Below are 26087 nucleotides of genomic sequence, written 5' to 3'. Positions count from 1 at the left end.
GGTCAGTTTATCGTGCGATGCTTGCTGGGTTGCTCATTACGCAGGGCATGCTCGTTTTGCCGTTCTTCCCGATCCAGCGCGGGCACCTCGTCGTCATCTTCCAAGCTGGTGCCTTCCACATCCAGGTGCGGGATCACCTTGTCCAGCCAGCGTGGCCACCACCAGTTGCCGCGCCCCATCAAAAACATCGCGGCGGGCACAAACGTCATGCGGATGAAGAAGGCGTCGAAAAGCACCGCCACACCCAGCGCAAAACCGAAAATACTGATAAACGGCAACGGCTGGCCAATGAAGCCAACGAACACCGCGATCATAATGACAGCTGCGGCCGTGACGACGCGCGCGCCCTGGCTAAACCCAGCAATGGTGGAATAATCGATCCGGTTGTAATCCCGCGCATCCGGGTCATGCCGGGCGAATTTCTGCAGACCATCCCCGTGCGTCGCGGCAAAAGCCTCCCGCATGCGGGTGACCAAAAAGATCTGATAATCCATGGCCAGCCCGAAAGTCAGGCCAATGAGGAAGATCGGCATAAACGAGATCAACGGCCCCGGAGCATCGACGAAGCCGCCCAAGCCTTCCTGCCAAAACAGCACCGTGACGCCGAAAGCCGCGCCCACCGAAAGCAAGAACCCGACCCCGGCGACCAGCGGAACCAGCAGGGAGCGGAAGACCATGATCAACAAGAGCACGGCCACGCCGACGACTACCGCCAGATACAGCGGCATGACCTGGGCCAGGCGCTCAGTGATATCCACCTGCACCGCCGTCAGGCCGGTCAGGCCGACGCTGACACCCGTAGCACGTTCGACCTCCGCGTTGACGCGGTTCAGGTTTTCCACCAGGTCGACGGTGGCGGGATCAGCCGGGCCGGTTTTCGGGGTGACCAGGATCTGGGCGGCGCGGCCGTCGTCGGCAAGATCCACCAACTGGGCATGCTCAACGGCGGACAACGTGTTGATCTGGTTGACGGTGTACAGAAAACTCGCGCGGGCAGCTTTATCCTCGCGGGTGAGATCTTCAGCCTCGCCCTGCAGCTCAATCATCGCCTGCAGCGCGGCGGCGTCCTCATTAACAGTGTGGGCGTCGACAAGCGTCAACAGCGGGCCATTCGTGCCCGGACCAAAACCCTCGGCCTTCAAATCCGCGGCCTTGCGCTGAGTGGTGTCCGGGCTGCCCGTGGTGTCATTCGGCAACGCGAGCTCCAGGCGCGTCAACGGCGTGGCAGCCGCACCCAACCCGAGCACAACCAGCAACAACAGCACAGCCGGGAAACGCTGCACGAGGCCCACCCAGCGCCGACCCAGCGTCGGGCCCTGCTTCACCGTGCCGTTGCGACGCGGGCGGCCTGCGATACCGGGGAGTGCGAAACCGAAGGCGCGATCGCCAAGCAAGCCCAAAATCGCAGGCAGCAGGGTCAGCGGGACGACGGTAGCCAGCGCGACGGTCGCTGCCGCGGCCAGACCCATCGCGGTCAGGAACTCGATCTGCGCAACCCAAAGCATGGCCAGCGCGATGAAGTTGGTAAGCCCTGCGAAAACCACCGACGAGCCCGCCGTACCGCAGGCCAGGGCGATGGCTTTGTCATTCGGCAGGCGCTGCTGCTCGCTGCGGTAACGCGACATCACAAACAGCGCATAGTCAATGCCGACAGCCAGGCCGACCATGAGCGCCAGCACCGGGGTCATGTCGTTTAACTCTGCAAAACCGGTGGCGGTGATGACCCACAATGCACCAATCGCCACGGCCACGATCGCGGTGACGATCGGTAAAATCGCCGCGATCAACGAGCCGAAGGTCACCACCAACACCAGGAACGCGATGGATAGGCCAATCCATTCGTTGGACAGCTCGATCGCGATCGGATCACCGAATCCCTCGCCCGAGGCTTCCACCGTCAACCCCGCAGCGCGACCGATATCCATGGCTTCATGCACTGCCGCGTATTGTTCCGGCTGCACCTCGTAGGCGTTCGGGGCATCGAAACGGAAGGTGGTCCAGCCGATGGTTTCGTCGTCGTTGAGCAGGCGCAGATGCTCCGCGTCCAAGCGGGCGGTTTCTTCCGGAAGTCCCTGCTCGACGCCCATGCGCTCGACGGTGTCCACCAGCTCCGGCGACAGCGTGACCGGGTTACCGAAACGCAGCTCATCCTCGATGACCAGGTCTTCTTCCAGGCTGGCGATGACGTCGTCGATCGCGGCGGTGTTGTCCGGGTCGCTGAGTTTTTCGCCCTCCGGGGCTTGGAAGACCAGGTTCACCGTGGCCGCGGCGGCCGGGTTTCCGCCTTCGGGGAACAGCTCGACGACGCGCTTGGTGGTGTCGATCGTCGGGGTGTCGTCGATTTCGAAGTCGCCGGTGAACGAGCCGGACAGGCTCAACGCCGCGCCGACGGATGCCGCCAGGATGACGACCCAGGCGATGATCACGCTCCAGCTATGGCGAAACGAGAATAATCCCAGCCGGTACAAAAACTTTGCCACGTTGTTCGCCTTACTCTCGCCACTGCTGCTAGCCAGCGCTGTTAGCTAACACTGTTGTCGATATTAAAAAAGCAGACCCTTGGTATAAGGATCTGCTCGAAAATGGCGGTGGCGGCGGGATTCGAACCCGCGGTTGGGGGTTACCCAACAAACGCTTTCGAGGCGTTCACCTTCGGCCGCTCGGACACGCCACCGCCGATAAGAATAGAACAGACCGCGGGCTGTGTCCAAATCCGGGGCGGGTTGGCGGTCGGGTTGCCGGGGCGGTTGGCGGGTTGCAGGTTTGACGGCCGGGGTGTGGGCCGGGGTGCCAGGGTGAGTTGGAATCTTGGTGCATTTTTACAAATAGTGGTCGGTTTGGGGCCTGTTTGGGGCCACTATTTGTAAAAATGCACCAAATAGGCACCAAATCCGGGCATGAGCCGGGCATCCCGCACCGCCAAGTACGGCCCAGCCGCAAAACCACCCCACCCCACACGCAAAACCGCCCGCCGCATGCAGTGCGCAATGCACCCCACGCGAGCGGGCGGAAACCCCGGCCAGCACAGCTAACCGGGTGTTTTAAGCAGACAATTTACTTGTCGTCGGTCAGCTTGCCGAGGGTCTCGGAAGCCTTGTCCTTCAGGTCGTCAGCCTTGTCTTCGACCTTGTCCTTAGCGTCGTTGGCTGCGCCCTTAGCCTCGGCAGCGGCGGCCTCGCCCTTGCCTTCGTTCTTCATCTCGTCGTTGTCGAGAACCTCTCCAACGATCTCTTTGCCTTTAGCCTTAGCCTTGTCCAGGAAGCTTTCTGCATCAGCCATAATCTTTTCCCTCCTAGGAAACGTTTGTGAAGCTAACAGGAACCACTCTACCGGAGATCACCGCCGCAAGTCTGAAAAGAAACTGTGAATTAGCCGCTGACTTTCGTACTCTGCCACCCCACCGCGGACTTCCGGCACGTACAACGCTCCGGGCGCACGCACCGCATCCACGTATGACCCGCACGCGCCGGTTTTCGGTTCCCACGCACCAAACACGATGCTGCCCACCCGCGCAGCCACCGCCGCCCCCGCGCACATCACGCAGGGTTCCAGGGTGACCACGAGCTCGCAGTCCTCCAGCCGCCAACGCCCGAGTTTTTCTGCCGCCGCCCGCAGTGCCAGCACTTCGGCGTGCGCGGTGGGGTCATTGTCCGCTTGCCGACGGTTGGTGGCCGCCGCGACCGGCTCCCCGTCCGGGCCAAACACGACTGCCCCGACGGGGATGTCCCCGGCCGGGGCGGTATGCGCTACTGCGAGGGCGTGGTCCATGCGGGAACGCGCGCGCGTGAGCGCAGATTGCTCTGGGAGCGCTGGGTGCGGTGCTGCGTGGGCGACTCCCCGGCGCGGCGATGCGTCGTCAAGCACGAAACGGCCCCTCTAATCCAGCCCAGTGACGTCCAGGAATTCTTCGTCGAAACCGAGCTCTTCGGCGATGCGCACCAGCTGGTCGCTGGGGGATTCGTCGAGGTTGTCGGCCATCACCTCCAGCATCTGTTCGGAAACGCCCAAGTCTGCGAGAATGTCGAAATCGCCGTCGGCCCAGCCTTCGATCTCGTCGAGTTCGTCGACGTCGATATCCGGAACGTCGATGTCCAGCCGGTCCAGCACGGAGGCGGCAAAGTCGTCGTCAACGGCCATGGTGGCGTCGGAAAGCAGCAGGCGCACCCCGCCGGGAGTGGGGCGGACCAGCACGAAGTAGTCGTCGTCAATGCAAAGCATCGCGAAAGCGGCCGATTCCGAACGCAGGTTGCGCACCTGGGTGATGGACGTGTCGATGTCGTCGAAATCATCCGCGTAGCTGCGCACAGTCCAGGCGCCATCGACGGTGGTGACGACGACGGAGAAGCTCGGGCCAAAATCTTGCTGGTTCATACCTCGTGAGACTAGTCGCATTCTGGCAAAATTGATACCGTGCTATCCTCCAGAATTTCGCGTCCAGTGTGTTTAGTCGGTCTCGGGCTGATCGGAGGTTCTTTGCTGCGCGATTTAGTCGCAGCTGGCGATACCGCCTATGGCTATAACCGCTCGACGTCCGGCGCGCGTAAGGCTGTGTCGGAAGGTTATGACGTTTCCGACGATTTGCCGCGTGTGCTGCGTCGGGCCGAGGAAGACAATGCGCTGATCGTCGTCGCGGTGCCCATGTTTGCGGTGGGTGCGGTGTTGGATCAGATCGCGGAATACGCTCCCAGCTGCGGCATCAGTGATGTCGTGAGTGTGAAGTGGGAGGTGTATGCGGAGATTCGCAAGCGGGGCATGGAGGCGCGCTATGTCGGCGGGCACCCAATGGCGGGAACCTCGGAGTCGGGGTGGAATGCCTCACGCAAGGGTTTGTTTGAGCGCGCCACCTGGGCAATTACTTATGATTATGCTGACCAGCAGCAAGAAAAAGGCCAGCCCATTGATGCGGGCTGGATTGAGCTGTTTACCGACGTCGTGCGCATGGCCAGCGCTACTGGTGCGGAGGCGATCCCGGCGCGGGTGGTCAATCACGATCACGCTGTCGCCCGGGTTTCGCATTTGCCGCATTTGATGGCGTTGGCGTTGTCGGTGACCGGCGATAATGGCGGAATTTTGGCGCAGTCGCTGGCTGCGGGTTCGTTTAAAGACGCCACGCGCGTGGCGGGCACGAACCCGGAGTTGATTCAGGCGATGTGCGAAACGAACTCCGTGGCACTGAGCGAAGCGCTGGAAGAAGCGATCGAGTTATTAGCCGAAGCCCACGACACGCTGTCACAGGATCCGCCATCGATTCGTGAGCTCGCTGTGGCGGGTAACCGGGCGCGGCGGCGGTTGGAGGCACGCACTGGCGCGCGCCGTGAATCGGTTTCACCGGTGAAGATTTCTTCCCGCCCGGTGCTGCGGTTCCACCCGGGTTCGCCGGGCTGGGTGAACCAGCTCCGGCAAACGGAATCGACCGGCGGCCGGATGGAGATTTTTTAGGCCTCGCACTACTAAATGGAGTAACTACGCGTGCATTAATATCACGCCTTAGTACGCTTTAGGATGTGACATCATGAGCATTGCACAAGCACTGTTAGCTGCTATCCCTATCGTTGCGATTCTCGCCGTCGTTTTGTTGCTCATAATTCTGTTCAACAAAATGAACAGAATAGAGAAAAAGCTCGAAAAATTACTCGAAGAGCAATCAAATTCGAGCCTTCAGTAGGTCCAAGCTGTTTGGTTGTGGACCTTCTCGGTTGCAAAGCTTCCCGCCCGGTGCTGCGGTTCCATCCGGGTTCACCGGGCTGGGTGAACCAGCTCCGGCCCGGTCAAGCAGCCCGTTACGGGCGGGAAGAAGGGCCCAAGCTTTTTTAAACCGCGCTGGCCCAAGACTCTTTAAGCCGAAACGCTGTTGTCGCCGCCGTCGACGCCACCGTCGTTCAGCATTGGCACATTCCATGCGCTCTTCGGGGTGGCGAACGCTTCAGCCAGCACCTGTGACCATGGGCCAAGCGAGTCAACCAGGTCGTTGATGGCGGCGCGGGCGGCTTTCACGCGGCCGGATGGCAACATGTTGTGCTCCTGGTACCAACCGGCGTGCTTGATCAGCAGGTCGAAGAAGAACAAGCTGCGGACCTGCTCGAATACCTGACGCTCGGCGGAGCCTTCTGGCAACTCCAGTTCGGCTTCGACCATGGTGCGCATCAGCAGCGAGTCGACGTGCGCCCAGGACACGGCGATCAGGTGATCCTGGGTCTTGTCGATGATCTCGGCGGCCTCGGCGCGGTCTGCCTTGCGGGCTGGGGCGATACGGCGCACCAGCGAACGCAGCACGGCCTGCTCACGGTCTTCGATGAGCTTGACCTGGTAACCGGCGTCGAACAGCGAGTCCTCGTCGCGGTTGGAGACCAAGTCGAAGACAGACTGCACGCCGGAGCGGATACCGGTGCGGCGACGGACGGTATCGGCAGCGGTTTCCACGCCGTATTTGACCATGTCCCATGGGGAAAGGTCCTGCATATCGCGGCCGAAGGCGGTCAGCAGGTGCTTGCCGACCATCTGGATCAGCACCGTGTTATCACCTTCGAAGGTGGAGTAGATGTCGGCGTCGGCACGCAAGGTGGTCAGCAGGTTTTCCGACATGTATCCGGCACCACCGCAGGCTTCGCGCATTTCTTGCAGCGTCTTGTTCGCGTGCTCGGTGGATGCGGCTTTGACGGCGGCAGCCAGCGATTCCATCTCGCGGGAGGCAAACAGCTGCTCTTCGGTGGGGTCGGTGACCGACCACTGGCCGCTGGCTTGCTTGGACAGCATGTCGTCGTAGCGTTCCAGGATGCGGTTTTGCAGCAGCGTCAGCGCGTAGGTGCGCGCCAGCGGGATGAGCAGGCGGCGGCGGTGCTGACGGTAATCAATCAGGCGCTTTTCGACGCCCTTTTCGCCGCCTTCGAACTGGCGACGGCCGTTGGCGTAGCGGATGGCGATGTCGCTGGCGGTGCGGGTGGCTGCCAGACCGGCACCGCCGACGGTGATGCGGCCGCGGATCAGCGTCCCCAGCATGGTGAAGAAACGGCGGTTGCGTGAGTCGATCGGCGAGACGTAGGTGCCGTCTTCTTCGACGTCGCCGAATCGGTTCAGCAGGTTCTCGCGTGGCACGCGCACGTTGTTGAACAACAGGGTGCCGTTGTCGACGCCCAGCAGGCCGCCCTTGCGGCCGTGATCGCCGATTTCAACGCCGTCGAGTGGGTTGCCGTCCTCATCACGGATCGGCACGATCAGGCAGTGCACGCCGTGGGATTCTTTTTCGCCCGGGGTGTAGAGCTGCGCGAATACGGCTGCCATGCGGCCGTCGCGGCCGGCGTTGCCGATATAGACCTTGCGGGCCGAATCAGTTGGGCTGTTGATGATGAATTCGTGGGTGTCTGGATCATAGGTCGCGGTGGTTTCCAGCTCTTGTACGTTGGAGCCGTGGCCGCGTTCGGTCATGGCGTAGCAGCCGAGTAGTTCCGCGTTTTGGATCTTTTCGATGTAGTGGCGGTGGCGCTCACTACCCAGGTTGTCGACAGCACCGCCCCACAGGCCCCACTGCACACCCGATTTGATGGTCAGCGATGGGTTGATCGAACCAATGGTTTCGATACCAGAAACTGCGGCCAGAGCGTTACCGGAACCGCCGTTTTCTTTGGAGAACGAGTGGCGGGATTCTCCGGATTCCACCAGGAACTTGATGTGGTCGTACATGCGGTCGCGTACGGCATCAATGCCGCCGTCCAGGCTCAGCTTGAGGTCTTGTTCTTCCAGGACCTCACGCACGGCCTTGCGGTATGGGGCGGCCTTACCGTCGAGCAGTTTCTGCAGGCCCGCTGCGGCGGAATGGTCTGGTTCTTTCGGCAGGGTGCGTGGCGACGATGGCTCTGGCGTGCCCTTGGCCGAGGTGGTTTCCAGGTCAGTTCCTTGCACGCCGTTGTCCGAATCTTTGCCCAGGTTCTTGGCAAATTCTGCGATGCGGTTCATGGGGGTTCTCCTTCCAGGAGGGTCTTGCTCAGGTTGTTCTCACGCTGGTTTAGCGCTCAGCATTCAACGCTCAGCATTCAGCGTCTAGCGCTCAGCGTCTAGCGCTCAACGATCGCGGTAATGCCCTGTCCACCAGCGGCGCAGACGGATACGAGTGCGCGGCCGCCACCGTTTTCTTCCAGGGTCTTGGCGACGGTTGCCAGGATGCGTGCACCGGTGGCTGCGAATGGGTGTCCGGCTGCCAATGAGGATCCTTTGACGTTGAGTTTGTCGCGATCAATAGCGCCCAGTGGCTGGTCCAAACCGAGTTTTTCGCGGCAGTAGTCTTCGTCTTCCCAAGCTGCCAGGGTGGCCAGGACCTGGGAGGCGAAGGCTTCGTGGATTTCGTAGAAGTCGAAGTCCTTCAGGCTCAAGCCGTTGCGCTCCAGCAGGCGGGGCACGGCGTAGGTCGGTGCCATGAGCAGGCCGTCGTCGCCATGCACGAAGTCCACACCGGCTACTTCGGAGTCCACCAGGTATGCGCGGACGGGGATGTTGTGTTCTTGCGCCCATTCTTCGCTGGAGAGCAGGGCGACGGAGGCACCGTCGGTCAGTGTGGTGGAGTTACCGGCTGTCATCGTGGCCTGGGCGCCGTGGCGCTCGGCGTCTTTTTTGCCGAATACTGGCTTGAGTGTGGACAGCTTGTCGACGGTGGAATCTGGGCGCAGGTTGGTATCGCGGGTGACACCCAAAAATGGGGTGATGAGGTCGTCGAAGAAGCCTTCGTCGTAGGCCTTCGCCAGCTTCTGGTGCGATTCCACGGCCAGCTGGTCTTGTGCCTGGCGGGAAATGCCGAATTTCCGGGCGGTGATTGCAGCGTGCTCACCCATCGACAGCCCGGTGCGTGGCTCGGAGTTCCGTGGGGTTTCTGGTGCCAGGTCTTTCGGACGGATGGAGCCAATTAGCTTCAGGCGCTGGCTGGCGGTCTTGGCGCGGGACAGTTCCAGCAGGGTGCGGCGCAGGCGGTCACCGACGGCCAGTGGTGCGTCGGACGTGGTATCGACACCACCGGCGATGCCGGATTCGATGCGCCCGGCCGCGATGGCGTCGGCCACATGTACAGCTGCTGCGATGCCCGTGCCGCAGGCCATCTGGATATCCGTGCCTGGGGTCTGCGAATCAAGCGGCGAGCCTAATACGCATTCGCGTGTCAGGCTGAAGTCCCGGGAGTGTTTCAGGACGGCGCCTGCGGTGACTTGACCGACCCGCTCATCCTGCAGCCCATAGCGTGCTACCAGGCCATTGAGGGCTGCGGTGAGCATGTCTTGGTTGGATGCGGAGGAGTATTCTTTGTTCGAGCGGGCGAACGGGATGCGGTTGCCGCCCAAGATCGCGACTTTTCGGCGCTGGGTCATAATTTTCTCCCTTGTTTTGTCTCAGAAAACAGTCTGCTTGCTGCAGTTTTTCCGTGACCCTAGGATAGGGTGCCAGGATTCACTTTACACAATTTCGTGTAACCTTAATCACGCATAACCATTCGTACAATTCGTCTCTACCCCCTACAGGAGGCCCATTATGGCGAAAAAATCCATGTTGGAACGCGTCATTAACTCAGACTTTGGCGCAAAACTCGGCATCCCCCAGGGCACCAAGCTCCGCCGCTACACCCCTGGCGAGCCCTTCCTGGATGGCCCCGTGGTGGTAGGTGGCGGCGATCTTGCCGACGACATCCGTTCCCTACTCAAGGTGGACTACCAGCTTCTCGACGCCGAGGCAGATTCCAAGCGCGCCGCCATCGTCTTCGACGCCACCGGCATCACTCGCCCGGAACAGCTGCACGAACTCTACGATTTCTTCCACCCACAGATGCGCAAGCTCGGCGCTTCGGGGCGCGTCGTCGTGATCGGTAATAACCCGGATGACCTGGAAGGTGACGCCCGCATCGTCGCGCGCTCCCTGGAAGGTTTTTCTCGTTCCATTTCTAAGGAGCTGCGCAAAGGCGCTACCGGCCAGCTGGTCTATGTGGAACCTGGCGCACCGATTTCTGCGGTGGAATCCACGCTGCGTTTTTTGCTTTCCGGCAAATCCGCATTCGTGTCCGGCCAGGTTATTCGCGTTTCTGCCACCGAGAACGAGAACGTCGACTGGGAACGCCCGCTGGCTGGCCAGCTGGCCGTGGTGACAGGTGCCGCCCGCGGTATCGGTGCCACCATCGCCGAGGTGCTGGGCCGCGATGGCGCTGATGTCATCTGCATCGACATCCCGCCGGCAGGCGAGGCGTTGGCCGAGGTTGCCAACAAGGTCAAAGGCACTGCCCTGCCACTGGATGTCACCGCTGACAACGCCGCCGAGGCCATCACCGAGCACGCGCAGGAGCGTTACGGCAAGGCCGTGGACATCATCGTGCACAACGCTGGTGTTACCCGCGATAAGCTGCTGGCGAACATGAACGAAGGCCAGTGGCAGATGGTGCAAAACATCAACCTGGTGGCCCCGGTGCGCATCACCGAGCAGATGCTAGAAAACGGCGGCCTGGCAGCAAATGCCAATATCGTCGGAATTTCGTCGATGGCTGGTATTTCTGGTAACCGTGGCCAGACCAACTACGCCACCACCAAGGCCGGCATGATCGGTCTTGTCGACGCCTTGGCCGAGAAAATGGCAGCCGCTGGCGGCACCGTCAACGCCGTGGCCCCGGGCTTTATCGAAACCGCGATGACTGCCGCCATGCCTACCGGCCCACGGGAAATCGGCCGTCGTATCAGCTCGCTGAACCAGGGTGGTCTACCAGTCGATGTTGCAGAAACCGTCGCGTTTTTCGCTAGCTCTGGTTCCCGCGCGGTCAACGGCAATGCCATGCGCGTGTGTGGCCAGAACATGATGGGCGCGTAAAGCGCGTAAAGGAGTTATACGCATGACTGCACAAAATTCCCGCAATTACACCAAGCTGGCGGAAGTCCCGGACATGTCGAAGCTGCTGCGCGGCGTCGTCAAGGACACTCTGCCGGTGTTGGGTACCAAGCGTTCGGCTATTGGCGACCCGCAGGCGGCGTTTGAGGTCGCGAATTTCAGCGTCGACCGCGAGCACCTGGCCGCCTATACCCGCGCGACTGGCCTGCGCTATAGCAACGAGCTGCCGATCACCTACCCGTTCGTGCTGTCGTTCCCGCTGTTTATGCAGGTGATGCTGGCGCCGGACTTCCCGTGCCGCGCGGCAGGTATGGTGCACCTGACCAACGAGATTGAACAGACCCGCCCGCTGCGCATCGACGACGAGCTGACCCTGCGCGTGCACGCAGAAAACCTGCGCCCGCACCGCAAGGGTTTGTTGGTGGATTTCATCAGTGAGATCTGCGTCGACGGCGAGCTGGTGTGGCGCCAGACGTCGGCGTTTTTGGGCATGGGCGCGAAGTTTTCTGCCCAGACGCCGAACGAGGTGCGCACCCGCGGCGAGGATTCCGGCTCCCTGCTGGAGCGGCTGGACGTTGCCGACGAGACCGCCACGGTGAGTTGGAAGGTTGACCGCGACATCATCGACGATTACGCGGACGCCTCCGGTGATAAGAACCCGCTGCACGTGTCCAAGATCGGCGCGAAGGCTTTCGGGTTCCCGGCTCCGATTGCCCACGGCATGTGGACGGCCGCGAAGATGGTCGCTGGTTTGGAAGGCGAGCTGCCCGGCGCGCTGCGCTACACGGTGGAATTCCAGAAGCCAGTGATCTTGCCTGCCCGCATCGCGTATTACACGTTCCGCGGCGAAGGCGCCCAACCAGGGCCCGCTACCAACGCCCCAGCTACCTGGAACACACAGGTAACTAAGGGTTCAGACCCGAAGAAGGTGCACGCCGTCGGCAAGTTCGAAGCTCTCAGCTAGCGCACGACTAGCGCTCAACTGACGCTCGACTGGCACCTGCCGGGAGTTTTATACTCCTCACACACCAAAAACCTAGGCCCGATTCGCTGTTATTCTGGCGGGAAAACCCGTTCATAGATAACGAGAAAACACCACGAATCGAAAGGCCTAGGTTTTGTCGTCTCACAATAATTCCACCGCCGCTGACGCTACTGCCAACGCTGCCGCTAATTCTTCTGCTAACAGCACTTATATCCCCGTCACCGCGGATCATTTCCGCGCCCGCTTAGCCAAAGCGGAAAAAATCGTCGCCGAGCAGAACCTGGCGGGTTTCCTAGTCAGCCCGGGCCCAGAGTTTCAGTACCTGACCGGCTCCACATTTAGTTCGCATGAGCGCGCCACCTTCCTGGTGCTGCGCGCGGGCAAAGATCCGGTAGCTGTGTGCCCGGAGACCGACGTGCTGACGCTAAAGCAAGAAAACCTGGACGAGCTCGGCTTCCTCTTCGAGGCATGGCGCGATGGGCAGTCGCCGTATGAGATCACCCGCAGGCTGTTGGAAGAAAACAGCGAGCACAAGGCCGTAGCGGTGGCTAATGCGATGACGGCTGATCACGTTCTGCGCCTGGATGCTGCGTTGCCGAACCACAGCATCGAATTGGGTTCAGATGCGATGAGCCAGTTGCTATTGGCCAAGGGCGAGGAAGAAATCTCGCAGTTGGCGGCCGCAGCGGCAGCGATTGACCGCGTGCACGAGCAAGTTCCGGCGTTGCTGCGCGATGGCGTCACCGAGCGCGAAGTAGCCAATAAGCTGCATGATCTGATCTTGCAGGAGCACCACAGCATTGATTTCATCATCGTCGGTTGTGGTGAAAACGGCGCGAACCCGCACCATTCGTTCTCGGATCGTGTACTGCACACAGGCGAGCCGGTGGTCGTCGACCTGGGTGGCGCGTTTGGCGATGGCTACCGCTCGGATTCCACCCGCACGTATGTGGTCGATGGTGCCGTCGACAAGGCCCCGCAGGAATTCCGCGATGCCTATGAGGTTGTTACCCGCGCGTTCCATGCTGCCCGCGAGGCTGCGAAGCCGGGTGCGACGGCGGAGTCGATTGATCGTGCTGCCCGGGAGATCATCACGGAGGCCGGTTATGGCGAGAACTTCAGCCACCGCTTAGGCCACGGCATTGGCTTGTCGACGCACGAGGACCCGTTCTATTTGGATGGTAATAAGCAGCAGGTGCAGGAAGGTTTCACGTTTTCGATCGAGCCCGGCATTTATGTTGCGGGCAAGTGGGGCATGCGCTTGGAAGATATTGTGGTGCTGGAAGCGGATGGACCGCGTCACCTGAACCAGCAGCCCCGCGAGCTGCGGTAATCCCCACCCCGCAGCAACACCCCGGTACCCCGCGCGTGTACCCTTCCTCCCCCGAACCCCAGACCACAACCAAAGAAAAGGCCTTTCACGAGTGGGTAAATTACTGGCATTTGCACGCGCGCTACCGGAGCAGTTTTGGTTCGTCCCAGCCTTGTTTGTCACGGCGGCCATTGTTCTGTCGCAGGCGCTCGTCGGCCTGGATCATATCGACTACGAGCTGCCAGCCTTCCTGCATAATCTGCTGTTCGCCACGGGTGCCGACGGCGCGCGTTCGTTGCTGTCGGCGATCTCCGCGTTTCTGGGGGTAGCGGGCACGGCGTTTTCCATCACCATTTCGGTGATTAGCACGGCCTCAACGACGTATGGCCCGCGCCTGGTGCGCAATTTCATGCGCAACCGCAATAACCAGATTGTGCTGGGCGTGCTCACCGCCACCTTCGTCTATACCCTGCTGGTGTTGCGCACGATCAAATCGGGCGACGACGGCGATGGCGAAGCCTTCATCCCGCACCTGGCGGTGAATGCCGCGATTGTTTTCGGCGTCATCGATGTGTTTGTTTTCGTGTGGTTCATCCACCACATCGCCAGTTCGGTGCAGATTGAAACCATCAGTAACCAGGCGTGTAAGGATTTTGAGCGCACGATTAAAAGCACGTGGCATGATCCGGACGACGACGACGGCGTCGAGTGTTTCCCCGCGCCGACGGAGGGCGGCGGGCTGGTTCCGGCGCACCGGAGTGGTTTCCTGACTCGCATCGACTATGACATGTTGCGTCGCGATGCCGAAAGCTGCAATGTCAACGTCAGCCTGTTGGCACGCCCGGGCGATCATGTGGTGGAGGGTGCGCCGCTGGCCCAGGTGTGGCCGGAGCAGCGTGCCGACGCCGTCGCCAAGGCTTTGCGCGATCACCTGCACATTAATGTTTCCCGCACCACGGAGCAGGATTTGCGTTTTGCGCAGCAGCAGTTGGTGGAATTGGCTTTGCGCGCGATGGCGGGTGGCACGGATGATCCTTATACCGCGATTACTGTGGTACAGCAGTTGACGCCCGGCATTGTTACGGCGGTTAGCCGGAGTGAGGATGCGAATGTGCTGCTTGACGACGCCGGCGCGCCGCGCGTGTACCTGCGCCCGGTGCTGATCCGCGAGATCGTGGATATGCCGTTTGACCATGTGCGCCCGCATGCCCTGGGCTTCCGTATTGTGTTGGAGGCTTTTGTGGATCTTGCCCACCACATCCGCGTCAATGCGCAAGACCCGGAGATTGCCAAGCGCGCGGAACGGCACGTCGTCACCATCCTGGACGAAGCCCAAGACCGGCTGAAAGAGCGCGACCAGAAGCTGTTGCGCGACTACGCACAAGCCAATTTTTACGACGCGCTAGGCCCTAACCGTTCACAGCACACCTAACCTGCGCTGAACCTGCGCCACATCCACTACGCAACGCTTGGAACACTCAACCACCCGCCACAATCTTTCGCAGTTTGTGGTGCGCTGGCGAGAACGGATCGCCATCTACAGCTTCGATTGGAAACGCTGGAGCCCGAGCCTTCCAGAAGCTAAGGGGATGGAGTACTACGTGTGTGAAGAGAACATGGACGAACCAAAGATTGGGTTTACAGCCGTCTAAATGCACAGACTAAACTAAAAGGAAAAGACTAAAATAAGGAACCCGAAAAGGCATGAGCATCATAGACCCAGCAACAGTCAGGTACTGCCTTGCACAAGGCATGACCCAAACAGAGCTGGCGCGCGAGTACGGGGTGACCCGGCAGTACATTCACAAGCTAGCCAAGCAGGCTGGTCACGAACCGTTGAGGACGATTGTTACCGAGAATTTTCCGTGGCCGATCAAGCCAGAGTTTTCGCAGAACAACCTTTACCAAGCTCTGAGGGTTGTCGGTCTGTGGAATATGGATCCCAACGCTGTGAAACCCAACACGCTACAGAAATTACGGGGCGTTCTCCGCAAGCTGCAAAACTTCAACACCGTTCTCGACTATGACGCAGGCTATCCAGCCGTGCCGGGTCTAACGAACACACCAGGGTTCGCCTACGTACCACGAACAGAAAGCGATGAAGGGTTTATCGTCAAAATCAAACCCGAAACAAGAATCACGCCTATCGGCAGGAAACTTTGGCGCATGCCAGAGGGAGTGCCGGGAATAGATTAAAGGTTCGGCTGATCGCCCCGAATTTTGTTCCGTCTGAGTCGACGGGAAAATCTTCGAACTTGCCCAAGAAAATTGCCCAGGATGCCAAGGATTAAGTGGTCTGTCTCGTAGAAGACCGTTCTGACAGAGAACCTTTCGATGCACCCGGCGTGCCAAGCTGCGGCACCGAAGCTGGGCGTGTCGGGGCATATTGCTCGACAATGCACCCAGCTCGCCCAGCATGAAGAAGGACTGGTTGCGCAACTCGGAAGGCACGAGTCGAACTCATAGCGTTTCGATTCCACTTGGTGCTGCATTGCGATATTGCGCTGACTGCGTGAGCCGGTCTTGGGGATCAGCGACGGTGGCCCGCTGCAATGTCAACAAACTGCCGGTCACCCCACGAAAGTCTTTACCACTAGCGCTTCGCGTCCGGCGGCCATGGTGGGCTTTTGGTGAGCCCCACCTTCTTCGCAGTAAGCGGCATTGATGAATCCAAGGCAGCCATCGCCTTGTACTTGGTTAGAAATTGCTCGCGGCTGCCGTTGAAGCCGCCGCCCTCGATTGCCCACCACAGCAGCTGGATCGTGTCAGCGTGCTGAATGCTCCCGCCGGGCGAAAACTGACCTCTGCGTTGCGCCTGGGTGAGCACCTTTGCCTGTTTCTTGATGACATTGGTACCGGCTATCTCGTCGCACACGAGGATGACTTGTTCACCCGCACGAGCGCGGAGGACGCCGTGGAGGATCGCCATGTGTTCTCCACGATCCTTGGGTTCAGCGTACATTTCCTCGAACTCCATTCCCAGGACAGCTTGACAGCACTGTCTCAGTTCGTCGGTAGCGTCGTCCGGGATAATCTCCCTGAAGCGATCTGGGATCCGGCGCCAGACCTCGCGTGCACGCTCGAACTGCCTATGCCGGTTAGGAGTGTCCAATATCTCCAGCTCTACTGCCTTAGGCACGTGAATCTTGTTATGGCCCAGAGCGCAAAGCAACTCGGGAACGCAGTCGGTGGTAAGGAACTTGAAAATCGGTCCAGTGTCAAGGATGTGCATTACTCCGCGCCGCCCATAAGCGCTGACAGCTCCTCAGAGGTGAGCCGCTCACCTGTGTCTTTAGGGCGGGGCGCCGACACGGCTAGCGCCTCGACAGGAGCGATTCCCTCCTCAGCCAGGGCTGCCTTCGTGGCTGAGGCACTGGAATCACCACTGAGCTTGGCGATAGTCGAGGAGGCCACGCTCCCCTGGCGGTAACCCTCTATGGCCCGTGTCATGAGGCTCTGCGGACCGCGAGGCTTGCTCGACTGCTCGACTAGCGCTTGGTACTCGGGGCGCCAGCCGAACTGAGCAGCAAGGGCGCCAGCAGTAATCTGGCCCCATTGCTTGCAGGTGTCGGCATCGATCGCACCAGCGTCGCGCATCTGGATGGCAACCATGTGGGGAGAGGCGAGATAAGTCTGCACGATGTCAGAAAGAGTTGCGAGCGTGACTTCCTCACCTTTGACCATGTCCGCCACGCCACCCATTGGAACTAGCAGGTGGCGGGCGAAGGCGTCCGCTTGGATCTCTTCGGGGCTACGCCGAGCCCAGTCGGTACCATCTGTCAGGCTGTCAATAGTGCCGAGCTGATAATGACCAAGCTCATGAGCAAGGGTAGAGCGAAGTCGCATGGGATGCTTCGTGCACCCCACCGCCATGAGGTGCATATCATCCAGAAGCATCGTCATGCCGTGACCAGCAGCCGAAGACCTGACGTAGGCCACACCAATTCCCACCTTGCGCTCAATGAGCCTGACCAGATTCGTAATTGGCTCTGAGCCGAGGGAGTGCTCTTTGCGGAATCTCTCGGCGGCTGCCCGTCCGATGGCCTCGTTACTCATACGAGCTCCGGAATACCCAGCTGGTCGAGTCGACGTGAAACTCCGAATGCGTAGATCAGGTAGTCGGCAAGCTCCTTCGATCCATCCTCGTCGGTGCGCCCGGCACAGCGCACCTCGTCAGCGATGCTGTTCGTGCCAAGCAGGTCGTCGACCAACACACCACAACCGTCTGCGATTAGCACGAGTTCCAGCCTCGATGCAGCCCGCTCACCCTTCTCGATCCGCTGGATCGTCGGCTGCGACAGGCCGGTCTCTTTGGCCAACTCGCGCTGCGACACACCTACAACCTTGCGTGCCTCGACGATCCGTTGGCCGATCTCAATATTCACAACTGACATCTGAATCACTCCCATTCAATTTTGATTCTACACCACGCGGGTTGTCATCCAGACCCCACGCCACCCCGGTGGCACATCACCACCATCCTGGACGAAGCCCAAGACCGGCTGAAAGACCGCGACCAGAAGCTGCTCCGCGAACACGCACAGGCCAATTTTTACGACGCACTAGGCCCTGACGGTTCACAGCGCACCTAACCTGCGCTAAACCTGCGCCACCCCACCGGCTTTGCGATAATGGAGCAATGACTCGCACCACATCCACCACGCAACGCTTGGAACGCTCAACCATCCGCCACAACCTCTCACAATTTGTGGTGCGCTGGCGCGAACGAATCGCCGCCTGGCGCGAGAATAATGAGTCCGGCACGGAGCAGAAATATGCGCAGCAGTATTGGACAGATTTCTTTTCTTGCTTCGGTATTAATGCCACCTACCTCAATGTTTTTGAGCAGACTGCTAAGCGCAGCAGCACCGGCGGGCACGGCCGTATTGATTTCTTTATGCCCAACAAGTTGATTGGTGAGGCAAAGTCGCTGGATGTGGATCTGGATGCCGCCCACCAGCAGGCACTGGATTATCTGCGCGGCGGCACCATCAAGGAGCACCAGTGGCCGCGCTACATCATGTGCACGAATTTTGAGCAGATCCGGCTGAATCGCTTGGGCGAACAAGATGAGCGTTTCGATGTCACCATCAGCTTGGATGAGTTGCTGGATCATGCCGAGAAGTTCATGTTTTTGGCTGGTTATGAGTCTGTCAGCCACCGTGAGCAGGAGCGCGCCTCCATTGCGGCTTCGGAGATCATGGCGAACTTGTTCCGGGCGCTCAACGACGATGATGTGGATGAAGCAGTCGGCGATGCTGCTCCGACGAACCCGGAGGATGAGGACGAGCGCGTCGAACAGACCTCAATGTATCTGACGCGGCTGCTGTTTTTGCTCTTCGGCGATAATGCGGGCTTGTGGCAGCCGGGCTTGTTCGCTGACTTGGTGATTAATGCTAATGGCGTCGGCGAGCTCTCTGGTGATCTGAACACGCTGTTTAATGATGTGTTGAATAAGCCGGAGTCGCAGCGCCCGCGCCGCCTTCCGGAGCATTTGGCAAAGTTCCCGTACGTCAATGGTGGTTTGTTTGCTGGTGATGTGCCGAAGGAATACTTCGATGAGCAGATGCACAAGGTGCTTGTCGACGCTTGCTCGTTCGATTGGTCTCAAATTAGCCCCGCCATCTTCGGTTCTTTGTTCCAGTTGGTGAAGTCGAAGGAAGCGCGTCGGCATTCTGGTGAGCATTACACCAGTGAGAAGAATATTCTGAAGACGATCGAGCCGTTGTTCCTGGATGAGTTGCGCGCGGAGGCTCGCCGTTTGATCAATTCGAAGTCCACGAGCGTGAAGAAGCTGCGCGAGTTCCGCGATAGCCTGGCGAACAACATTTATTGCGACCCTGCTTGTGGTTCCGGAAACTTCCTGATTGTGGCTTACCGCGAGCTGCGCAAGATTGAGACGGAGATGATTGTTGCTATCCGTGAGCGTGAGGGCAGCGCGGGCAGCATGACTTTTGATATTTCATGGGAGCAGAAGCTTTCCATTGACCAGTTCTATGGTTTTGAGATCAACTGGTGGCCGGCGAAGATCGCCGAGACTGCCATGTTCTTGGTGGATCATCAGGCAAACCGGGAGCTTGCCGACGCCATCGGTCTGGCCCCGGAACGCTTGCCGATTAATATCACCGCACATATCCACCACGGCAACGCCCTGCAGTTGGATTGGGCGGAGATCCTGCCAGAAACCAATGGCCAGACTTATATCTTTGGTAACCCGCCGTTCCTGGGCGCACGAACGATGAGCAAAGACCAAAAAGCTGACTTGAATCGAGCCTGGAACGGAGCAAAAGGCACCAATCAGCTCGACTATGTCACCGGCTGGCATGCTAAAGCTATCACGTTATTTGGCAACCGCACTGGCGCTTTCGCATTCGTGACAACTAATTCGGTTACTCAGGGTGACCAACCAGCCCGACTATTTAAAGTAATTTTTGATAATCATTGGCGAATCCGTTTTGCGCATAGAACTTTCGCCTGGGACTCTGAAGCTCCAGGCAAAGCAGCTGTCCACTGCGTAATCGTCGGCTTTGATCGCGATGGAAGAATCCCTCCAAAACTATGGGATTATTCTGATCTTCGCGGAGAAGGAACCGAGGTTGAAGTTAAAAATCAGATCAATGCTTACCTGGTCGATGGCCCGAGGATTCTGGTAGCAACAAAGTCTACTCCAATTTCCGTCATGCTTCCTAAGGCGAATTTTGGAAGCATGGCAAACGATGGAGGAAATCTAGTAGTCGAGGCTAAAGATTACGCCGAATTCTCTACGGATTCTATAGCATCAAAATACTTACGTCCGTACCGTGGCTCACGCGAAATTATCCGTGGACTAGAACGTTGGTGTCTTTGGATGGATCAGCCCAATTTTAACCCATCGGATTTGTCGAAATCCAAGCTTCTCTATAACAGAATATCCAAGGTGCGCGAACACCGTCTATCAAGTTCCCGGAAAACAACGATCGAGCGTGCAGACGTGCCTTACCTATTCGGAGAAATACACCAACCTGATACCGACTACGTCGCTATTCCCCGTGTAGTAAGCGCGAACCGAAATTATTTTACTGTTAAGCAATATTCCCCAGAAATAATCACGAGCGACAGTGCTTTCACGATAGAAGACTCATCAGGACTCCTCTTTGCCTTGTTGTCTTCTTCGATGTTTATCACTTGGCAGCGGACTATCGGCGGGCGTCTGAAATCGGATCTGAGGTTCTCTAGCACTTTGTCATGGAATACGTTTCCAGTTCCAGATATTGACAGCACTAGTAAAGAACGAATCATTGCAGCCGGCCAGAAAGTCCTCGAAGCACGTGAACTCCATCCGAACAGATCACTTGCAGACCACTACAATCCGCTCACCATGGATCCGGCGTTACTTAAGGCCCACGATGCCCTCGACAAGGAAGTCGATAAGGCATTCGGTGCGCCTCGAAAGCTCACCACTGAGCGGCAACGTCAAGAGCTGTTATTCGAAAATTATTCGAAACTGACAAAGTAGTTCAACAAACGCGATGCCGTGGCCCTATATGAAAACAGCGCGGAGCTCTCGCTGGAGACAGCATCAGCAGAGCTCGGTATCAACCAAGCATCGCTACATTCATGGGCCAAAAGTACGGCACCGGCACACTGTCCCGTACGAAAGCTCTACGTGATAAAGCCCAAGCCACCACTGAATCCGAGCGCATCCGCCAGTGAGACAAAGGAAAACGCTAAGCTGCGCGAAGAACGCGATATTCTGCGCAAGGCTGCGAAGTATTTTGCTTAAAGCAGACTCACTGGTGACCTACTTCCGGTTTGTCTATGACCACCGAACCGACTATTCGGTTAAGCAAATGTGCCACGTTGTAAAGCTGAATCGTTCCTCATTTTATAAATGGGTCAGCACCAGCGAAAAACGCAGGTTAAAGATGCATTCTGATGGTCTTACTAGCGCAAAAGTTACAAGAAAGCCGCACGAATCATCAACAGCCATGGGGCTAAAAGGCTTGAGCACACGCCACCGATGCATCACCAGCAGACCTAAGCCTGGCCACCGAATCATGCCAGATTTAGCTGACTATACTAATGAGATCGATATACCTGGAGATAGCGCAAGGACAATGACTAGCAACGCTCCGATTGCACCAAGGCCACGCTAGCTGTCTCTGCCTCGACGCCTTATAACTAGGCCGATGCGAGTTTTTGATTCACCAATGCGTTAAGCGAAATACCTTCAGATATAGCTTCAATTGATAGCCGTCGATGCAATGAGGGCGACGTACGTACATTGAATTTTCCAGAGTAGCGACGATTACCTAACGGTATAGGAGCTAGCTCTCCCGAGGCTTCTATATCCTCAACAACCTCAGCAACGAGGTCAAGCAAGCCCTGCTCTGCCTGCTGCCGATCCACATCCAACCACGACAACGAGGGGAACTCAGCTACGGTAGCCACGTATTCTTGGTCTTCTTCCGACCACGAGACTTGATAGGTGTACTTGTTAACATCCATCTCAATTACTCCGTTTACTTGTTCAGCGTATTAAGTTTCTCGATAGCTTCTAGAACTTGAATGACCTGGTATGGCTTGGCTTTGCCGTTGGCATTTTGAATATTGACACGAGGGTTGCCTGGCCATGGGGTTTTGTAAGTGCGGTGCGACATCTTCTTTGAGTTACGGCATTCAAAGTAGTGATCGCAAATTTTTTCTAAATCGGCAAATTTCACATTCTTTGGTGACCTTTTCATTGCCCGCAAGATACTGTCAATACTCTTCCCGATGCCAAAATAGTACCATATATAGTACTATTCAACCTGGTTCATCTTGGGTCTAATGCAGCATCAACGATTGGAAACGTCCTGGATTTAGTTCCCACCTAAGCTAAGAAAAATTGGGAGCTATGCCTTTCAGGGCAGAGAAATTGGATGTTATTAGCTCGCATCAGGAAACGGGCGAGCATAAAAAGGCGCCGAGCGTAAACAGGCAATGAGATAGAGTGATTGAAAACCTTAACACAGAGCTAAACCCAGAAAGTTAGTCTATGAAGGGCACCGTCCGCGACATCGTCCAACTATTCGGCGGCGTCGATAACGAGCTACATATCCCCGTTTACCAGCGCAATTACGATTGGGGTGAAGCGCAATGTGCCCGTTTATTCGATGATCTGATTGAGGTTATCCGCTTCGACCGCAAAAAGCACTTCTTCGGCGCCGTCGTCGGTAACGCAGAGTTACTCACCTGGGTAGTGATCGACGGTCAGCAGCGCCTGACCACCACGAGCATCCTCATGCTGGCTATCGCAGACAGCCTGGAAGAAGGCGTCGTCAAGAGCTCAGACCCGGAACTCGGCAAGATCATCAAACGCAACTATTTAGTGCGCCCGGGAAGCACGATGTCCGGAGAGAACAAGCTCAAGCTCAAACCAGTGAAAGACGACCTCGATGCCTACCGGCGTCTCCTATCCGGCGAGCAGCCGATCGAAAAGTCCACAGTGACGGCGAATTACCGATACTTCCGGGAGCGCATCGCCAAACAAGAACTCGACGGCGACGAGCTCTGGAATGCAGTCAACCGGCTGGAAGTCATGGCTTTGGATCTGGAATCACACGATGATCCACAACGCATATTCGAATCCCTGAACTCCACGGGTAAAGAGCTCAAGGAATCAGACAAAATCCGCAACCTCGTGCTCATGGGGCTGGACACGAAAACCCAGAACGATCTCTACGAGCGTTACTGGAACCGAATTGAAAAGAACGTCGAATTCGATACCGACACCTTTGTACGCCTGTACCTGGTCTCACGAACACGGAAGACGCCACGCTTCGATGCAGTATATGAGGCATTCCGCAAATACCTGCAGGATCAGAATGCTCCAATCGAATCTGTCCTGCAGGACATGCACCAGTATTCAGGCTATTACTTCGAACTAAACACAGCGGCGACCGGGGTAGCTGCCGCTGACCGTCGACTATGCCGTTTTAACCTGATGCAACGTGACGTCGCCATGCCTACCATGATGCCGCTGGTGGCAGACCTGAAATCCGGGGCTATTACACCGCAAGACTTCACCCGGATTGTCACCATCATTGATTCCTATTTGTTCCGCCGTACCGTCGTCGGTGATGCGTCGAATGCACTGAACAAGATATTCGCGACGCTGTATAACGAAGCCACCCGCATCCGGACGGAAAACACCGACCTGGCAGAAGTGATTAGCTACTTGCTGCTGAAGCGTGCAGAGACCTCCGGGCGATTCCCGGAAGACGATGAATTCCGGCTGGAATTTGCTACACGCAACTTCTATAAATTCCGTAGCCAATATCGCCAATACATTTTCGAATGCCTCGAAAACCGCAACTCTAAAGACCACCTGGACGTTGCCAACGCCCTACAGGACGGCAGCGCCTCCATCGAACACATCATGCCGCGCACACTGACCAAAGAATGGCGCAATGAGCTAGGTGAAGATGCCGAAGAAACGCACGAAAAATGGGTGCACCGCATCGGAAATCTCACCATCACCGGCTACAACTCTGAATACAGCAACTACAGCTTTGCCAAAAAGAAATCCCTTCCCGAAGGATTCGATTCCTCGCCGTATCGGCTGAACAACTACGTGCGGCAAGTAGAATCCTGGGGCCCGGAAGAGATCGCGGAACGAACCAACCGATTAACCGAGCAAGCCTTGGAATACTGGCCCATGTTGCAGACCGAGTTTGTGCCGGTTGTCGAACCGTTGCCCACCGTGCCGCTTGGGGAACACACAGATTTCAAACACCAGAAAATCGTTTCCTATGAGTTCGATGACTCCAAGCACTCCGTCAAAAGCTTCAAAGAAATGGTCCGCGGCGTTTGCTTACAGTTGCTGAGTGAACACCACGAAGGGGTCTATGCCTATGCCGAAGAAGATGGCTTTGGTTTTGCACTGAGCAATGAACCTGTAAAAGATTTTGGCGAACTCACACCTGGACTCTGGGTGCTGCTGGATTGCAATACCAGCAAGAAAATGACTGTGCTGCGGCGCCTGTTCCATTACTTGGACATCGACACTGATTCTTTGGTGATCACGCTGCGCAAAGAATCGAGCGCCCGCGATGAAGGCAACGATGATGAGCCAACCGGGAAGCATGCAGAACTCACGAAATTTATCCCACAATTTGAAGAGCTAGAAGGATCGCGTGCCTCCGATTCCGATATCGCGAGTTTACAGTCCGAATATAACGAGGTACTGGCGGAATTTGCCCGCTCAGACTGGCAGCAGTTTTTGGCAGACGGCAGTTACCCGAACGTGAGTGATCCTGTATTGATTTCTCAACGGAGCATTGAGGAACTGCTGGCATCATTGTCTGCGCTACGGCAAGCCGAAACCTTCGTGCCGGGTCAGTTCCGCACCGCCTGCATCGATGGTACGTTCGCGAAAATCCTACAACGTTTGGAAGACATCGACGTGCCAGCGGAATAGCGAATTCACCATTGACAATGCAGGATTAGGCGCCAAAAGGGGATGCGGTCGTGTTGTCGTTTAGCCCGATTAGTCCGTTCCTTTACGCATAGTATTACATATTTATTTAGGGTTACGAGGGTCATTCTTGAATACTTTTGGCAGGTGATCAGTGGAGGTGTACCACTGGTGAACCGGTGGAGCCACGCTACCGAGTAGCCTAAGCAAGTCGTTCCTGTGGCGGCGGTATTCAACCGCGAAGATGGGTTCATGATGGGCGATCCGATTACGGAAGAGTCTTAGCCGATTAAGATCTGCTGCTAGCGCGTGGGGTTGTACATTGGAAAGAAAAGCTTGCCGAATCACCGCGTTCCAGAGTCGTTCTCGTCGCCGTTGGTTAAGGGGCCGTTTTCGAGGATGTGAACCGATCACCAGGCCGGTACCGGTATCACGGATCTTCTTAGCGTCCTCTGCCCGCCCCCTAAATGTCCGAGCTTTTCCGCCAAACTCGTCTTTGAGGTCAAGGGGAGCCTGATCTATATATAACAGCCAATCACGGTGGCCGCCGTTGTTTTGACACCACTGCCCGAGGCTTTCGTCGACGGCGTTTCGAAGACTGACTTCAGTCACCGAAATAAGTGGCCAGAATGATGAGGATAATTCAGAATTCCAACGGTAAAGATCAAGAGCGCGACCAGGGTGACTCTGCATTTCTACGAGATAGGGATGCATACGGTCGGTGCCAATGCGCTTAAGGATATCCTGGTCGCGCTGAGTCTGTCTCCTTGATTTTTCGCCATAGATCTATACTCTCATTTAGTGAGAGGGCAGATGCCATAAGTGGCATACTGAACCCCATATAGAAGGCACTCTCGTCCGAACACCAGGCCCAGCCTGAAGCATCGCGGCGGGGGTGTTTTCGCATTGAGATGTACCTCCTTGAGTTCAGAGGGTCGTTGCAACACTTGGGTTAAACGCCAGCTGGCCTGGGGTTCTTTGCGTTGCCTCGCCACGCAGTCCTAAGCGCAAGCTTGTGCTTAGATACCGAAAGGCTTAGGGGCTCCTGGAAAGAATTAGTTACCGAGCTGCTCGTGCTCGTTCAGGTAATCACGCAAAGCTTCCGTAATAATCACGCGCTTAGGAACGCGCTCTTGCTTTTTAAAGCGGTCAAGGCGTTGGTTTAATGATTCCGGAATTTGGGCACTAATAGGAATCAGCTTTTCCTTTTGCCCCGCACGGTCACGAGCTTTGTCGCGCTGAGTAGCGACGTCCGTGAGCAACTTCAGGAAGTCACTGCTCGTCATATCTGCAGAGATGCGATCCACAAGATCCGGGTGCTGTTGACGCAATAAATCTATTTCTGACTTCGAAAAATCCATACGTCCAATGTTATATGTGCAACGAAATTACTGCAATGAAAAATCGAAAGTTTTTTAGCTACCGGCAGCGCTACTATGGAGGATATTTTCTGTGAATTTCCCGGACAAAACAGCTTAAGCTGTGCATACTATTCCTATGCCGCTTCCTACCGA

General features: G+C 57.4%; 22 protein-coding genes, 1 tRNA gene and 1 pseudogene. 11 read left to right on the top strand and 13 right to left on the bottom strand.

All coding sequences use genetic code 11. From position 1 onward, the window contains the following. Positions 1 to 2 precede the first annotated feature (2 nt). The 5 genes from ACP8MI_RS01020 to ACP8MI_RS01000 form a co-directional block, all read right to left on the bottom strand. Positions 3 to 2480: an MMPL family transporter gene (locus ACP8MI_RS01020; protein WP_126843919.1), complete on the bottom strand. Its 2478-nt coding sequence runs from the start codon at positions 2478 to 2480 to the stop codon at positions 3 to 5. Between the two features lie 103 nt (positions 2481 to 2583). Continuing rightward, a tRNA-Ser gene (locus ACP8MI_RS01015) sits at positions 2584 to 2674 on the bottom strand. A 380-nt stretch (positions 2675 to 3054) separates the two neighbouring features. Further along, positions 3055 to 3279, bottom strand: coding sequence for a hypothetical protein (locus tag ACP8MI_RS01010; RefSeq protein WP_049149552.1), 225 nt, complete (start codon positions 3277 to 3279; stop codon positions 3055 to 3057). 57 nt (positions 3280 to 3336) lie between these two features. Beyond that, positions 3337 to 3768, bottom strand: coding sequence for a nucleoside deaminase (locus ACP8MI_RS01005; protein WP_164497612.1), 432 nt, complete (start codon positions 3766 to 3768; stop codon positions 3337 to 3339). Positions 3769 to 3876: 108 nt separating this feature from the next. Further along, positions 3877 to 4371, bottom strand: coding sequence for a tRNA adenosine deaminase-associated protein (locus ACP8MI_RS01000; RefSeq protein WP_049149555.1), 495 nt, complete (start codon positions 4369 to 4371; stop codon positions 3877 to 3879). 39 nt (positions 4372 to 4410) lie between these two features. On the opposite strand from ACP8MI_RS01000, the gene ACP8MI_RS00995 reads away from it, so the two are divergent. After that, positions 4411 to 5439 (top strand): prephenate dehydrogenase, encoded by a 1029-nt coding sequence (locus ACP8MI_RS00995; protein ID WP_049149557.1) that lies wholly within the window; start codon positions 4411 to 4413, stop codon positions 5437 to 5439. Between the two features lie 73 nt (positions 5440 to 5512). After that, positions 5513 to 5665 carry a hypothetical protein gene (locus ACP8MI_RS00990; RefSeq protein ID WP_153246877.1) on the top strand — a complete coding sequence of 51 codons (153 nt, stop codon included), beginning with the start codon at positions 5513 to 5515 and terminating at the stop codon, positions 5663 to 5665. A 170-nt stretch (positions 5666 to 5835) separates the two neighbouring features. Here ACP8MI_RS00990 and ACP8MI_RS00985 read toward each other — a convergent pair whose 3' ends face one another. Beyond that, the gene (locus tag ACP8MI_RS00985) at positions 5836 to 7950 is read right to left on the bottom strand and encodes an acyl-CoA dehydrogenase family protein (protein ID WP_284607266.1); all 2115 of its coding nucleotides are present in this window, start codon (positions 7948 to 7950) and stop codon (positions 5836 to 5838) included. A 98-nt stretch (positions 7951 to 8048) separates the two neighbouring features. Beyond that, a complete protein-coding gene (locus ACP8MI_RS00980; protein WP_147579076.1) occupies positions 8049 to 9344 on the bottom strand; it encodes an acetyl-CoA C-acetyltransferase in 1296 nt (431 codons plus the stop codon). A 160-nt stretch (positions 9345 to 9504) separates the two neighbouring features. Between ACP8MI_RS00980 and ACP8MI_RS00975 the strand changes: the two genes are divergently transcribed. From ACP8MI_RS00975 to ACP8MI_RS00955, 5 genes are all read left to right on the top strand, one after another. Further along, a complete protein-coding gene (locus ACP8MI_RS00975; RefSeq protein WP_147579075.1) occupies positions 9505 to 10821 on the top strand; it encodes a 3-oxoacyl-ACP reductase in 1317 nt (438 codons plus the stop codon). Between the two features lie 22 nt (positions 10822 to 10843). Continuing rightward, a complete protein-coding gene (locus ACP8MI_RS00970) occupies positions 10844 to 11803 on the top strand; it encodes a MaoC/PaaZ C-terminal domain-containing protein (protein ID WP_147579074.1) in 960 nt (319 codons plus the stop codon). 154 nt (positions 11804 to 11957) lie between these two features. Next, positions 11958 to 13157: a M24 family metallopeptidase gene (locus tag ACP8MI_RS00965; RefSeq protein ID WP_147579073.1), complete on the top strand. Its 1200-nt coding sequence runs from the start codon at positions 11958 to 11960 to the stop codon at positions 13155 to 13157. A gap of 91 nt (positions 13158 to 13248) precedes the next feature. After that, positions 13249 to 14568 (top strand): DUF2254 domain-containing protein, encoded by a 1320-nt coding sequence (locus ACP8MI_RS00960; protein WP_187114728.1) that lies wholly within the window; start codon positions 13249 to 13251, stop codon positions 14566 to 14568. Positions 14569 to 14840: 272 nt separating this feature from the next. Beyond that, positions 14841 to 15332 (top strand): helix-turn-helix domain-containing protein, encoded by a 492-nt coding sequence (locus tag ACP8MI_RS00955; RefSeq protein WP_147579071.1) that lies wholly within the window; start codon positions 14841 to 14843, stop codon positions 15330 to 15332. A 397-nt stretch (positions 15333 to 15729) separates the two neighbouring features. On the opposite strand, the gene ACP8MI_RS00950 is transcribed toward ACP8MI_RS00955, so the two are convergent. Genes ACP8MI_RS00950 through ACP8MI_RS00940 form a run of 3 tightly spaced genes read right to left on the bottom strand, consistent with a single transcriptional unit; the run spans position 15730 to position 17530 of the window. Continuing rightward, positions 15730 to 16368: a PIN domain-containing protein gene (locus ACP8MI_RS00950; RefSeq protein WP_147579070.1), complete on the bottom strand. Its 639-nt coding sequence runs from the start codon at positions 16366 to 16368 to the stop codon at positions 15730 to 15732. Continuing rightward, positions 16368 to 17192, bottom strand: coding sequence for an ImmA/IrrE family metallo-endopeptidase (locus ACP8MI_RS00945; protein ID WP_147579069.1), 825 nt, complete (start codon positions 17190 to 17192; stop codon positions 16368 to 16370). Before ACP8MI_RS00945 ends, ACP8MI_RS00950 begins: the two co-directional genes overlap by 1 nt. Then, positions 17189 to 17530 (bottom strand): helix-turn-helix domain-containing protein, encoded by a 342-nt coding sequence (locus ACP8MI_RS00940; RefSeq protein ID WP_147579068.1) that lies wholly within the window; start codon positions 17528 to 17530, stop codon positions 17189 to 17191. Before ACP8MI_RS00940 ends, ACP8MI_RS00945 begins: the two co-directional genes overlap by 4 nt. 21 nt (positions 17531 to 17551) lie before the next feature. Here ACP8MI_RS00940 and ACP8MI_RS00935 point away from each other — a divergent pair, with 21 nt between their 5' ends. The 3 genes and pseudogenes from ACP8MI_RS00935 to ACP8MI_RS00925 form a co-directional block, all read left to right on the top strand. Beyond that, on the top strand, positions 17552 to 17728 hold the full coding sequence (locus ACP8MI_RS00935) for a hypothetical protein (protein WP_187114727.1): 177 nt from the start codon (positions 17552 to 17554) through the stop codon (positions 17726 to 17728). Between the two features lie 47 nt (positions 17729 to 17775). Then, on the top strand, positions 17776 to 20631 hold the full coding sequence (locus ACP8MI_RS00930) for a DNA methyltransferase (RefSeq protein WP_147579067.1): 2856 nt from the start codon (positions 17776 to 17778) through the stop codon (positions 20629 to 20631). Between the two features lie 18 nt (positions 20632 to 20649). Then, positions 20650 to 20965: pseudogene (locus ACP8MI_RS00925) on the top strand (transposase); the annotation flags it as partial. Positions 20966 to 21296: 331 nt separating this feature from the next. Here ACP8MI_RS00925 and ACP8MI_RS00920 read toward each other — a convergent pair. Both ACP8MI_RS00920 and ACP8MI_RS00915 read right to left on the bottom strand, forming a co-directional pair. Then, on the bottom strand, positions 21297 to 21623 hold the full coding sequence (locus tag ACP8MI_RS00920) for a type II toxin-antitoxin system HicB family antitoxin (RefSeq protein WP_147579066.1): 327 nt from the start codon (positions 21621 to 21623) through the stop codon (positions 21297 to 21299). 14 nt (positions 21624 to 21637) lie between these two features. After that, entirely contained in the window at positions 21638 to 21838 is a 201-nt protein-coding gene (locus ACP8MI_RS00915; RefSeq protein ID WP_315968753.1) for a toxin HicA, read from the bottom strand. A gap of 314 nt (positions 21839 to 22152) precedes the next feature. On the opposite strand from ACP8MI_RS00915, the gene ACP8MI_RS00910 reads away from it, so the two are divergent. After that, complete coding sequence (locus ACP8MI_RS00910) at positions 22153 to 24576, top strand: DUF262 domain-containing protein (protein ID WP_126843937.1); 2424 nt, start codon at positions 22153 to 22155, stop codon at positions 24574 to 24576. A 1052-nt stretch (positions 24577 to 25628) separates the two neighbouring features. On the opposite strand, the gene ACP8MI_RS00905 is transcribed toward ACP8MI_RS00910, so the two are convergent. Beyond that, positions 25629 to 25934, bottom strand: coding sequence for a ribbon-helix-helix domain-containing protein (locus tag ACP8MI_RS00905; RefSeq protein ID WP_049149576.1), 306 nt, complete (start codon positions 25932 to 25934; stop codon positions 25629 to 25631). Positions 25935 to 26087 lie beyond the last annotated feature (153 nt).

It is taken from the genome of Corynebacterium sp. LaCa_70, assembly GCF_058182015.1.
Note: the sequence above shows the minus strand (reverse complement) of the source record. Positions and strands in the feature narration are given on the sequence as shown.